The following is a 12,520-nucleotide window of genomic DNA, read 5'->3' as shown; positions in this document are numbered from 1 at the left end:
CTTATTTATCGCGCTTTCTTCTGTACATAAAAATCGCCAATCCAAAAAGAACAAGCGGAGAGAAAAGCACTGAGAAATAAAAAATAATCCCCATCTGAGGAGCAGAAATAAAGATCGGCTCACTCTGAACAATAGGAAGGTTAAACGAGATCAAACGGTCTTCTCCAACAACCCATGACAGTGAGTTTAAGAAGAAAGCATAGTTGCTGCCAAATTTTGAGTAAGCATTATAAACAAATGAAGAGTTTCCAAAAACAGCAATTCGGTTAGTGTCACTTTCAAATGTCAGCGCCAGGCTTAGTGGGCCGGGACGGTCTTCGCCCTGAGTGTACTGCATATTCTGAGCGGCAAGTTCTTTTAAGCTCGTCTCTCCCCATGAATCTGGAAAAGGAGTTGAAGAGGCCAAAGACTTCACGACTCCTTTCATTCCCGGTACCACTTGGTCTGGAATCGGGTCCAGCGAAGCTGCCAGAGGAAAGAAAATTTGTCCTTTAAAATTTTTAGTGATTTCACTGTCGTGATCAAAATGATCAACCAGTGGAATAGAGCCGTTTGAGCCGTTAACGAAGCTTTTTCTATCAATCACCAGATCGTTTCTCACGATCATTTTATATGCTCTTAACAGGGTCCTTAGGTCTTGATGAACGTCACCGTTAAGTTCCGGATCAATGGCCACCATCAGGTTTCCTTTTCTCTCTAAGAACTCTTTAAGAACATTAATCTCTGAGGCGTGAAGTGCCGTTTTTGGTCCCCAAAGAACAATTGCTTTGGCATCATAAGGAATCACTTGAGTTGTCAGAAGATTAAGCGGACGAATATCCATCGCCGAGTTTTTTGCTGACTCGAAGATAAATTTCAATCCTTCATTTTCCTGAGAGTTAATATCCCCTTCACCATGACCTTGAACAAAATAAACCACCGGGTCCTGGTTGCGGGAAATCTTAATCAGTCCATTCGTGATATTGAGCTCATCTCTTTCAGTCACTTTCTGGCGTTTGCCATTGTATTCGATAACCAGAGTGGCTGCATCGCTAATTTGGTAATCCCCCACTAAATCCGGGCGGACATCAATGTCGATTTTTTCAATATTAATTGAAGGCTTTTCTGCACGATAAAATTCTAACAGCGCCATCCACGGAAGCGACTCCTGCTTTCTGGCAAACATTTTAAAGGTAATCGGCTCCTTCATTTCTTTGAGGATATTTTTGGTCTGGTCTGTCAGCGAATTTAACTTGATCACCGACCAGTCAAACTGCGACGGGTGTTTATATGCCCAGTAATTCCCCACTCCAAAAAGGGAAAATAAGAGTGCAAAAAAAACTAACGTTTCCTGAAGCTTTTTAAAGTGATTGCTTTGGTAATAAACCGAGAGGTTGACACGGTTTAAATAAATCGAAACACACGTCAGGCCCATTGCCACGGCCGTTACGGCGATATTTAAGGTCAATTCCTCAGGGATTGAAATCCACAAAGCAACAACCACGAGGTAAAGGACACTGATAATAATAGCTAGAAGAATGTTGTACCATTTTTTCATTTTTATCCCCTTACCACTTTCTCGACTGAAGAGACTTCAGGGTTAATAAAAAGAAAAAAGCATAAAAAGACAAGAAGTACACGACACTGTATGAGCGCAGAAGGCCTCTGGTAAAACCTTCATAGTGAAAAGGAATTGTGAGGTACTGAACCATCAGTGCTAGAAGATAGTTGTTAGTTGCATTGACGGAAATTACCAGCAGCATTGATCCCAAAAGAATACAAAACGTCAAAAGACTGGCCACGATCTGGTTGTCGGTTAAGCTTGAACAAAAAAGCCCTACAGCCGTATAGGCCATAATCGAAAGAACAATTCCTAAATAAGAACTCCACACCACTCCCCAGTCACTGTAACCAGAAAAAGAAAGAATGAGTGGAAAAAGAAGAGTCAGTGACAGCATAAAAAGAACCATCGCCACGTTGGAAATGAATTTTCCTAAAATGATCTGCATCTCTGTCAGCTCCGATCTTAAAAGAAGATCCAGTGTGTGTTGCTTTTTTTCTTCAGCAAATGAGCGCATCGTAATCAGCGGACAAAGGAAAATAAAGATGAAGTTAATATTTCCAAAGATTGGAGTAATCACTCCCATCGTCATCGTCGTTGTTGTCATCTGCTTTGACTGAACCAGGTAGTTAAAAAACAACCAGCCCATCATTAAAGAAAACAATCCCGCGAGAACATAAACTAAAGGGGAAGAAAAAGCGTCCCTAAGCTCTTTTTTGGCCAAAACCATAATTTTTTTACAATAGATCATTCGTGAATCCGTTTGAAAAGATCTTCAAGCTCACCGCGCTCCTCTGCAAATTCTAAAAGTCCAATCTCTGGTGCCACCAGAAAACGAGAAAGTTCAGAGCGAATATCGGCCTTGCCTTTTGTTACAATTTTTAACAAGGTGTTTTTTTGTTCTTCATCAAAAGTAGCTTCTACATGTTCAACTGCAAAAGTGCTTTCTAGTTTTTTCTTTTGTTCTTCCGAAAAAGAAAGAACACGCGCCTTAATACTCATATTTGTTTTAAGACTGCTTAAAATCGTCTCAATTGAACCTGAAACAACGATCTCTCCGCGATTAATCAGTGTGATCTCAGAGCATAGAAGTTCAACTTCATGCAACTGGTGAGATGAAAATAAAATGGTGTGTTCGTTTTTTAATTCCAGGATGAGGGACCTGATGTCTTGAATCGCTACAGGGTCAAGACCAACTGTAGGCTCATCGAGGATGATAATTTCTGGTGAATGAATAATCGCCTGAGCAATCCCTACTCTTTGTTGGTAGCCTTTTGAAAGGTTGCCAATCAGTCTGTCTTTGACGTCCGTCAAACCAGTCTTCTGCATAACTTCATCAACTCGTGCTTCGTTGATAACGATTGCATAGATGGCAAAAACAAATTTTAAATAATCTTCCACGCTCATGTTGGGATAAACTGGAGGATGTTCCGGCAAAAATCCCACTTTCCCATTCACTTTAAATGAACCGCTCGATTCTGGAATAAGACCACTTAAGATCTTCATCGTCGTGGATTTCCCTGCGCCGTTTGGCCCTAAAAAGCCATGAATGCTTCCTTTTTTCACAGCAAAAGACACATTATCTAAAGCCATGCGTCCAGGATAGTTCTTACATAAATTTTGAATTTCTATCGCTAATTCCATAGGACCACGTAGTGTTAATGAATAAATGTCGCTAAAAAGCGGCTTAATGTGGAAAATCGTAACAAAAAGTACAGCATTTGAAAAAAATTTAGTGTAAATTATTAATGCTATGAACATTATCGAAAGATTTCATCATTACACAAAAAAAGCCGAGAACATCGTCATCTCTACTCACATCATTCCTGATGCTGATGGTATTGGAAGTGAGATTGCTCTTTGTCTTGCAATGCGCTCTTTAGGCAAAAATGCTATTTGTGTAAACGAGGAACCATTACTTGAACGCTACAAGTACCTCGATCCGGAAGATGTGGTCATTTCACGCGAAGATTACCTGGCATTCTACCCGGAAGCCGAAGTTGATCTCTTCATCGTCACTGATACAAACTCATTAGAGAGAATTGGAGAAGGAATGAAGGCCATCGCTAAAAAAGCTCCTTCCCTTCTTTTTATCGATCACCACCCATGCCCGAAAGAAGTCATGGCCGAAAACTGCATCGATACAAGTAAAGCGGCGACGGGAGAGCTGGCCGGAGAGCTGATTCAGTCTCTTGATGTTCCACTAAATAGAGAAATGGCCCTGCCTTTATACACGGCCATCTTGATTGATACTTCAAGTTTCCGCTACCCGACTGTAACTGGAAACACTCACCGCCTGATTGGAAGTTTGATGGATACAGGAGTTCGCCCTCCTCACGCCTACAACATGATCTACGGAACAAAGAAAATCTCTTATATGAAACTTCTGGGAAAAGTCCTGGCAAGCGCTCACACTACAAAAGATGAGAAAGTCGCTTGGCTGACTTTAACTGAAGAACTGCTTAACAAGTTCAACGTTGATTCGGAAGATACGCTTGCTTTCATCAACCACTTGTTGGTTTTAGACAATATCAAAGTTGCTATCATGTTCAGAGAAATGGGACCTGATATCAAAGTTTCACTTCGCTCAATTGGAACTGTTGATGTTGGGGTTATGGCACGCGCTCTTGGAGGCGGAGGTCACGATCACTCAGCAGCGGCCATTATCAATGGGTCACTTGATGTTGTTATCAAACAAACAGTCGATAAACTTCATGAAATGTTATTAATTGCAGAAGCGAAAGAAGCGCCTAAGCACTCTTAACGGCAAACTAAATCAATCACAGTGATTTTACCTGCACCTGGTGCTGGCATTAACTCAAGCTTAGCTGTGTTTGATTCTTTGTTATGGGTAAGAACAGTTGTTTCTACTGTTTCAAAGTTGATAGCTGTACATACATCGCCTTCTGTTTCCAGACACTCAAGCGATACACCATTTACATTTAAGATTCCCGATTCAAGAGAAGCTGTCACTTCTTCATTTGAACAGACTAATGTGTCAGCAAGAACAACGTTTGAGCTTAGAATTAAAAAAGATAATAAAATAGCTTTCACGGGACACCTCTTAAAAAAATTGATGTCCTATTCTACTATGAAACTGGAATAGACTGGGAGGTCTTGTAATTTTTACAGGTTTACTGGCCCAGGATCTTCTCGAGAGCTTCTCTCTCCTTAGGGTTGAAATTAAAAGCGCCTTTTGAAAGCACTGTTTTTAACTTCTCCTGAGTGTTGGTGTCTTTAGGGTCATTGAGAGCGATATCGCTTTTGATGGTTAGGTTTTTTGTATTGGGAGCATTGTCCTCATCGATGTCAGGCTTCTCTACTTTTACTTCATCTACAGCAGAGGGCTTAATAAATTCAGGTTTTACACTGTCATTAAGAAAGCCTTCACCTAACTTTTTAGAGTTGCTTTTAATCGCCATATTTTTAGCAGCATCCGATGTTTCCACATGAGCAGCAAGCTTTTCTTTTATTTCGCTGGCGCTGATATTTTTTCTTTCCGGCGGTGTCGGCTTTTTGCGAGAAATGCCTTTGCCTTCTTTCGAAGAAACTTTCTCGGTCTTTGCTGATGAGGATGAAACTGTCGATTCATTTCGGAAGATTTTCATGGTATAGTCCTTACTCTCTCTAGTAAGATTATAACAAACATTCCCTTAAATTTTTACCGGGCAAAACATGACCGACTTAAAGACTCTAGTACGACTTAAAGATGCGATTCTCTTTGATATGGACGGGACTCTCGTCAATACAGAGCCTCTGCACGCCAAGGCAGCCGTCATTGTTTTAGCGGAAATGGGAGTGAAAGTTGACCTCATGGCCTGTATCGATCAGTTTTACGGAATGACCGATCACGTAGTGCTAAAGACAGTTTGCCCTCAGCTCTCTGACAAAGAAATCGACCGTGCGATCCAACAGAAAAATTATCACCTGATCAATCTCTTTAAACAATTAAAAGACCATGAAAAAGACCAGTACATCACTCCTGGTCTTCTTCCATTTTTAAATCACCTGAAACAAGAAAATAAAATGTGCGCGGTTGTCAGTGCCAGCGAAGACATCATCGTTCATGAAACGATGAAATGTTTTGGCCTGGATCACTTTATGAAAATTCAGATGGGCCGCAATCAAACAACTTTAACCAAGCCACACCCCGATCCATACATCGAAGCCATGAAGAGATTAAACACTAACCACGAACGCTCAATCATCTTTGAAGACTCACCGACCGGTATCAAAGCTGGGAACGCTTCAGGTGCTCAAGTGATTCGAGTCACGGCCTTTGCCCATCATGGCGGCGCCCAGACAATCGAAGGTGAATACATCGAATTGGTGAACTTTCACGCCGACTATTAAATACTCCTTGCATTAAGTCCTTGAGAAGTCAAAAAGATAGGGTTATTCCTTTGACAACAAAGGATGCCTGATAGACTCTTTTGCCTTCAAAAATTCAGGAGACTTCTTAAATGAAAGCATTAGTGTTTTTACTCACTCTTCTTCTTTCTGTTGCTCACGCAGAAACAAAACTTTCTTATTCTGGTGATGCTTACGTTCGTGGTTACTTCAAAAACTCAACAGGTAACAACGGAACTCAGGCCTTCAATCAATTTTTCAGATTGAATGTCATCGCAAAACCTGATGACAACCTGTCAGTAAAAATCGGAGCTGTTTTAGCTAGTGATAGCTGGGAAGGTGATAACCATAAAGGTATCTACTCTTCAACAACTCAAAACACAGGAACTGCTGTTGGTGGAACAAATGATGATGGATTCGGAAACGACAACGTTACTCGCTTAGACCACGCAGTTATTGAATACTCAAAAAACAACTGGATCACATCTGTTGGTCGCCATGCAGTAACGACTCCAGGAAGCTTCGTTACTTCTGATGACAGAAGAGACAGAATTCAGGTGATTAAAATCCGTGACAACTACGATGCCGTAGCTTTTGCTTACGACAAAAGAGCCGAAGGTGCACTAAACAACGCTAAAGACGATGTTGATATGTACTCGCTTAACTACTACGGTGCTTTCTCAGGAATGAAATACGCGCTTCAGACAGGATACTGGACGGCGAGAAAATACAATGCAGCGACATCAGGATTCAATGGCGTGAATCTTGATAACGTAAAACAATTCTCTCCTCAACTTGAAGGATCACTAGCTGGAATTGATTTCAACTTCTACTACACTCTTTTATGGGGTGGATCTGCTTATTACAAAGACGAGCACCACGCTGCTGCTTTAAAACTAGCGCACGACTTTGAAATCTTCAAAGTTGAGTTCCAGTCTATGGCCACACTTGATGGTGGTTTAATTGCAGGCGGATTCGACTCACTTTCAAGTGTTGTTAACAACTCTCCAGATCACAACCAGTCTTCTATTAAGTTAAGAACAGTTGGTTTTGGGTTAGGAAACAAACAATCTGATGATCAATTACACATGCTTCGTTTCTCAAAAATCTTCACGCAAGAATTTAGTGCAACTGTTGGTGGTGGTTACGGAGTTTTCTACAACACTACGACAAAAAAAGATGAAAAGAACACTCTTGCAGATGCTACTGCACGCTACAGTTTCTCTCAGTACCTTTCACTAGCGGCTTCCTACGGACACTTTTTTGGTGATTACAAACAACACGCTGGAAGCCTTACACTCAAGGCCGTGTTTTAGTCCTAACTCTTGACTATTCCAATGCCCTTTTCAACAAACACACAAATACTGGGCACTTTTAAAAAGGTGCCCTTTTTGTAACTCCTCAAATTTCTTAGCACGCTTGCTTTCCTTGAAGCTGGTTAAATATCCGAGTAATCTTCTCTTACTTTGAAAAAACGTTTGTGAGTCTTCTACGGTACGTCTGTTCACGTTGACCCTAGTTGATAAGAAGAACCACAACAAGCTTCTAATGGAAGTCGTATGATGAAGATCTTTTCGAACACTAAGGCCCTTGTCCTGTCAGTCGCTCTTACTGCAGGCGTTCTCTCAACTTCATGTGGTGATGGTACCAGCTCATCTAACATCCAGGTACCGGGTGTAAACAACATGTCTGTAACGTTAGTTCAAGACAATGTTTTAATCTCAATGGTTTTCCAAAACCTACAACTTGATGGTGGACTTCGTTACAACATTCCGAAGTATCCAAACTCGTACCTAGAGATTTCTCCAGACCTTCAATCAGCTGGAACTCTAATGGCGATCTCTGTTTCTCTAAAAGACGTATTTAATACTAGCCTTCAAACGCTTGACCCTGCAACACTTCCTGGTGGACGTTCTCTACCAGGTGTAGCTGGCGGACGTTTACCGGCAGTAGCTTTCTCGATCGAGAAGTTTAAGAATATGAGCTTCTACCTGGGGCCAAAACTGTTTGGTGTATTCATCCCAGTTAAGAGTTTAGGAATTGGTAACTCGATCATTACAGCAAGATATTACACAGGTTCAAACAGAATTGGTAACATCTCTCTAGTTGGTGAAGACGCGAACGGTGAAAACGCTGGTATCCTGTTAATGTTGGATATGTCATCAAGTGTTCAGTCTCAGCTGAAATCTGTTGCTAAAAAATATAACTAATCCATAAAAAAATAATCTTCTTCTTTAGCCCCGAAAGTTCTTTTCGGGGTTTTTTATTTTTTAAGCAGAATGATTTGCCAGCGGTTTTTTGTTGAGGCGTCGTTTTTTAGTTGAACGTAATGAGGCGTATTTTTCTTTTCAAGATCGTTGACCACATAGAACTTCTCCCCTAACACCGTTACGATGTTATAAAGCCCCTGGTGGTTTTCTGTATCAATTAAGAACTTAAGGAAGATCAGACCTACCGGAGCATCTTTAGAACCCAGCATATCGTAAGACTTCATATCGTTTAAGGCCGATCTGGTTTGGAATTTTTTAATCGGCCCAGATAATTCTGTGATCATCTCTTGAGTAAATTCAAAATCGTCGCGGAAAATATCCATATCCACATCGATACTCGAAAGTCCTTTTTGTTGAAGCTCCTGGGCGGCCCTTTCAAATTCACTGATTTGCGGCTTTGGCGGCTCTACAACGACAACAACAGGAACCTCAGGTTTCTTCTCTTCTACCTTAGGTGCTTCTACAACCACTGGTTTTGCTTTTGGCCTAGGTTTTGGTTTTGCAATGACAACGACAGGTTCAATCTTAGGCGGTTTTAAGGCCGTCAGGAAGTCACTTAGCCCCTTCATATCAAATTCTTTAAGCGCACCTGGCAGGAAGAGTTCCCCTTGCTGGTAACGGCTATTAGACTTTAATAAATACGAATAAAGAAGTGGGTACTGTCTCGAAAGAACCGAATAACTCGATTCTTTGTTCTGGAAAAGTTTCACGTAGCGGCGAAGACACTCTTCTCCCATCCCCGATTGGTTAATTAGGTTAAAGGCATTTGATTTTTTAATCAATTCAGTCGGAGTTGTAATTGCTGAAAGTCCATAGAAGCTGTCTTTTTCAGAACAAAGCATCTTGATGGTTTTAGTATCACTCGAGCAGAAACCAGCTAGTGCATCTTTAATTTCTTCAACCGTAAGGGCACGGCAGTTCTTCTTATTGGCAATACACCACTCGTGAAGGCGGGCAAATGTGGGTTCAGTCGTCAAAGATGTTGAGTCCTGGAATTCATTGAGCCATGCCGCTGTTTCTTTTTTGTTAAAGGCCGGCGTGTGGATTTTTTCAATCTCGTTAACAAATTTTCCATACACTCTTTCATGGAACTTCTTCATATCTGAAGATTCAGGAGTGCACCCGCCAAAGACATCTTTAAAATTCATTGAACAGATATTCTTTCCACCCAATTGAGAAGAGAGTTTGTTGTTGAGTTTTAATCCCTCAAACAAATAACTCATAGTGACCAGGCGATAAAGATAACGAATATAATCAATATTCTCACCGAGAGTTTCATCTGGACAAGTCGATTTTTCAACCACCTCATTAAACCAGTAACGGTGAAGCACAAACGGTTCATCTTGAATCTGTTGGTTCATGTAGGCGTCTTTAAAAGTGTCGTCTAAAAAAATCAAATCCCCTACACTATCACTATATTGGCTGCGTGGATCAAGTGGCCCTGCATAGTTTATGGTTTTTTTCTCACCCATAAACACATCACGGTAATAATCATCAAGTTTTTTAGTATCAGCAACTGACGCCACCGATGTACATAACATCGAAAGCGTCAGAGTGAATGTATGGAATCGTGAAAACATAAACATCTATTTAAACCAGAACAAGCTCAAGCTAGGTACATAAGTAATAATAACCAGTGCAATAATTAGTAAAATTAAAAAAGGCACAGAGGCGCGGTACAAAGTCGTGATTGGCTTATTAAACCTGAAGCTGCCGATGAAAAGATTGATTCCAACCGGTGGAGTTAAATAACCAATTTCCAGGTTTGCCAGGAAAATGATTGCCAAGTGAATTGGATCAACACCAAAATCATTCGCAATCGGGATAATCAATGGCACTACAACAATGATTGCGCTGAAGATGTCCATCAAACAGCCGACAATGAGAAGAAAAATATTCAGGAATAAAAGGAAAGAGTATTTATCATGTAAAAACTCTTTCATCAGTGCAAAAATTTTAAGCGGGACTTCTTCATCAACCAGAAAGTTCGTAAACCCAAGAGCACAGCAGAGAATCAGAAGAATCCCCCCTACCAGGCTCATCGAATCGACAATAACTCTAGGAATGTCCTTAAACAAATCGAGATCTTTATAAATAAAAACTTCCACGATAAAAATGTATAGTGCCGTAAAAGCGGCCGCTTCCGTCACTGTAACAATTCCACCATAAATGCCCACAAGAACAGCGACTGGCAGTAAAGCTTCAAGCCAGGCTTCTTTTAAGGCCGCAACGAAGTCTTTTAAAATAAACTTATTAATCTTCTCTCCTGTATGTTTTGGGCTGTTATAAACTGCCCAAAAAGAAAGAATGCCCATAATAACAATTCCCGGAACAATTCCGGCCTTAAAGAGCTTATCAATATCAACTTTAGCAACCATCCCATAAAGAATGATAGGAAGTGATGGTGGAAAAAGTAATCCAAGAGAACCTGAGGCCGTAATCATTCCCAAAGTGTATTTTTCTGAATACCCGTCTCTCATCAAGATAGGATAAATCAATCCACCTAAGGCAATGATTGTTACGCCAGAAGCTCCGGTAAATGCCGTAAAAAAAGCACAGACTACCAGGGCCACAATAGAAATTCCTCCTGGAAGCCAGCCCAATCCGGTTTCAGCCAATTTGAGAAGCCTTTGAGGGGATTTGCTTTCGGCCATTAAATAACCGGCAAAAGTAAACAGTGGGATAGTCATTAATGTGGGCGCAGACGAAATTCTATAAAATTCCTGAGCAACGGCCGAAACCTCTACTCCAGAAAACGTAAAGGCCACAAGGGCCGCAAGTGACATAATAATAAAAAGTGGAGTTCCAAGAATTGCTAGAAAGACGATCCCTAAGGCCGCAACGGTACCAGTCATAGCGCCCCCTCTTTTTTTGCTTCAAAACTTAAAAGGAAAACTAAAAAAAATCTAACTAACAAGAAGGCCAGACCTACTGGAATGATCATAACCAGGTAGCCGCTTCCAATCCCCCAAAACTCCTCTTTCGAAAATTCCATCTCAACGCGAGTGAAATCAACACCAGATTTAATCAACCAAATAAGAACAAACATTGAAGACACCATGATAATTCTGCTGATTGCCGTTTTAGCAGAGTGCCACCCTTTGCTCTCCACAAATTTACCGACAATATCAATTCCAATGTGTGTCCCTTTTCCAGTAGCAACGACACCACCGAGAAATGTCCCAATAAACACCAGGTGCCTTACGAATGGATCAATCCATGTAATGTTATGATGAAACCACCTGGCCACGATGCTCAGGGAGCTAAAAAGCAACATAGACATTACACAAATAACTAGCAGCCAAGTTGCGATCTTTTCAACAATGTTGTCGCATTTTTTCACTAAGCTAAACATATCTTTTCCTGTTTATTTTTTGGCCATTTCTGATTCTAGCTTCTTTAGAGCTTCTGCAGAAAATAACTTACCAGTCAGTTTCTTAATCATAGTCGCTCTATAACCTTGAGCAACCTTGATTTCTGAGTCACTAAATTTCACAAATTCAATCTTCTGAGACTTAATGGCAGCCATCGCATCATCATTGTCTTTGGTGTTTCCAGAGTTAATCTCTTTTTCATATTTTTTTGCAATATCTGACACAATCTTTTGATCAGCAGGAGCAATGTTCGCCCATGCAGAGTTCGTGATAACAAAAGCACCGATTGAATATGAAATTGGAAAATCAACAATGTATTTTACTTTTGTGTTCCATTGAAGAGCGATAATCCCGATAGGTGGTGCATAAGCAGCTTCAACGACACCAGTAGAAAGAGAAGCCAATACATCTGGAAGTGCAAGAGGTACACCGATAAGGTTCATTGATTCGAAAAGAGTTGCAACAATTGGATCACCATCCCAAGTCCAGATTTTGAGCGACTTAATTGAATTTAAGTCCTGCACCTTTTTTTGAGTAACAAAATAAACATGTCCAATTTCAAATGTTGCCAGGTTCTTAAACTTGTTTTGCTCAAATTTCTGATTAAAAAATGGAGTCATTGCCTCTAGCGTTTTCAGGGCCTTCACACGGTCATGGTTAAAAGTAAATGGAACTTCCATTACGCGGACATCTCCATTAATTTCTCCCAGAGTTTTTCCGGTAAAAATTCCTCCCTGCAACTGACCAATTCTAATTTTTCTCAAAACGTCCTGCTCGTCTCCCTGAGAACCACCGTAGTAGATTTTTAGTTCAACGTTGCCTTTAGTTGCGTCTTTAATTTCTGTTGCCATCTTCTTGATGTTCTTTGCCCATCCAGTTCCTTCAGGAGCAAGAACGCCAACCTTAATGGCCGCATGAAGATTCATCGATGCAAAGAGAGTCATTGAAAGTAAAAGTGTTTTCATGTTCATTACCTTTTTAAATTT

At 40.7% G+C, this 12,520-nt stretch carries 13 protein-coding genes; 4 read left to right on the top strand and 9 right to left on the bottom strand.

Annotated features, from left to right (window positions below; genetic code table 11):
- Window position 1: 1 nt before the first annotated feature.
- The 3 genes from ACN20O_RS12100 to ACN20O_RS12090 are packed head-to-tail and all read right to left on the bottom strand — an operon-like array spanning window position 2 to window position 3,133.
- Complete coding sequence (locus ACN20O_RS12100) at window positions 2–1,537, bottom strand: GldG family protein (RefSeq protein ID WP_491634185.1); 1,536 nt, start codon at window positions 1,535–1,537, stop codon at window positions 2–4.
- 10 nt (window positions 1,538–1,547) lie between these two features.
- On the bottom strand, window positions 1,548–2,291 hold the full coding sequence (locus ACN20O_RS12095) for an ABC transporter permease subunit (protein ID WP_102242564.1): 744 nt from the start codon (window positions 2,289–2,291) through the stop codon (window positions 1,548–1,550).
- Window positions 2,288–3,133: an ABC transporter ATP-binding protein gene (locus tag ACN20O_RS12090; RefSeq protein ID WP_491634184.1), complete on the bottom strand. Its 846-nt coding sequence runs from the start codon at window positions 3,131–3,133 to the stop codon at window positions 2,288–2,290. The genes ACN20O_RS12095 and ACN20O_RS12090 overlap by 4 nt, the downstream gene beginning before the upstream one ends.
- A gap of 160 nt (window positions 3,134–3,293) precedes the next feature.
- On the opposite strand from ACN20O_RS12090, the gene ACN20O_RS12085 reads away from it, so the two are divergent.
- Entirely contained in the window at window positions 3,294–4,304 is a 1,011-nt protein-coding gene (locus ACN20O_RS12085; RefSeq protein WP_491634183.1) for a DHH family phosphoesterase, read from the top strand.
- Here ACN20O_RS12085 and ACN20O_RS12080 read toward each other — a convergent pair.
- Window positions 4,301–4,594 carry a hypothetical protein gene (locus ACN20O_RS12080; protein ID WP_491634182.1) on the bottom strand — a complete coding sequence of 98 codons (294 nt, stop codon included), beginning with the start codon at window positions 4,592–4,594 and terminating at the stop codon, window positions 4,301–4,303. The genes ACN20O_RS12085 and ACN20O_RS12080 overlap by 4 nt on opposite strands.
- 80 nt (window positions 4,595–4,674) lie before the next feature.
- Window positions 4,675–5,148 (bottom strand): hypothetical protein, encoded by a 474-nt coding sequence (locus ACN20O_RS12075; protein WP_491634181.1) that lies wholly within the window; start codon window positions 5,146–5,148, stop codon window positions 4,675–4,677.
- Between the two features lie 67 nt (window positions 5,149–5,215).
- Between ACN20O_RS12075 and ACN20O_RS12070 the strand changes: the two genes are divergently transcribed.
- From ACN20O_RS12070 to ACN20O_RS12060, 3 genes are all read left to right on the top strand, one after another.
- The gene (locus tag ACN20O_RS12070) at window positions 5,216–5,893 is read left to right on the top strand and encodes an HAD family hydrolase (protein ID WP_491634180.1); all 678 of its coding nucleotides are present in this window, start codon (window positions 5,216–5,218) and stop codon (window positions 5,891–5,893) included.
- A gap of 110 nt (window positions 5,894–6,003) precedes the next feature.
- Window positions 6,004–7,206, top strand: coding sequence for a hypothetical protein (locus tag ACN20O_RS12065; RefSeq protein WP_491634179.1), 1,203 nt, complete (start codon window positions 6,004–6,006; stop codon window positions 7,204–7,206).
- A gap of 243 nt (window positions 7,207–7,449) precedes the next feature.
- Window positions 7,450–8,100 carry a hypothetical protein gene (locus ACN20O_RS12060; protein WP_102242556.1) on the top strand — a complete coding sequence of 217 codons (651 nt, stop codon included), beginning with the start codon at window positions 7,450–7,452 and terminating at the stop codon, window positions 8,098–8,100.
- Window positions 8,101–8,153: 53 nt separating this feature from the next.
- On the opposite strand, the gene ACN20O_RS12055 is transcribed toward ACN20O_RS12060, so the two are convergent.
- From ACN20O_RS12055 to ACN20O_RS12040, 4 genes are read right to left on the bottom strand one after another with little or no spacing between them, the layout of a single operon-like run.
- Window positions 8,154–9,740 carry a hypothetical protein gene (locus ACN20O_RS12055; protein ID WP_491634178.1) on the bottom strand — a complete coding sequence of 529 codons (1,587 nt, stop codon included), beginning with the start codon at window positions 9,738–9,740 and terminating at the stop codon, window positions 8,154–8,156.
- A 6-nt stretch (window positions 9,741–9,746) separates the two neighbouring features.
- Window positions 9,747–11,015: a TRAP transporter large permease gene (locus ACN20O_RS12050; RefSeq protein WP_491634177.1), complete on the bottom strand. Its 1,269-nt coding sequence runs from the start codon at window positions 11,013–11,015 to the stop codon at window positions 9,747–9,749.
- A complete protein-coding gene (locus ACN20O_RS12045) occupies window positions 11,012–11,515 on the bottom strand; it encodes a TRAP transporter small permease (RefSeq protein ID WP_491634176.1) in 504 nt (167 codons plus the stop codon). Before ACN20O_RS12045 ends, ACN20O_RS12050 begins: the two co-directional genes overlap by 4 nt.
- Before the next feature lie 12 nt (window positions 11,516–11,527).
- A complete protein-coding gene (locus ACN20O_RS12040) occupies window positions 11,528–12,499 on the bottom strand; it encodes a TRAP transporter substrate-binding protein (RefSeq protein ID WP_491634175.1) in 972 nt (323 codons plus the stop codon).
- Between the last annotated feature and the right edge of the window lie 21 nt (window positions 12,500–12,520).

This window comes from Bacteriovorax sp. As-1, from assembly GCF_058446905.1.
The sequence above is the reverse complement of the archived record's forward strand: the minus strand, read 5'-3'. Positions and strand labels throughout refer to the sequence as shown.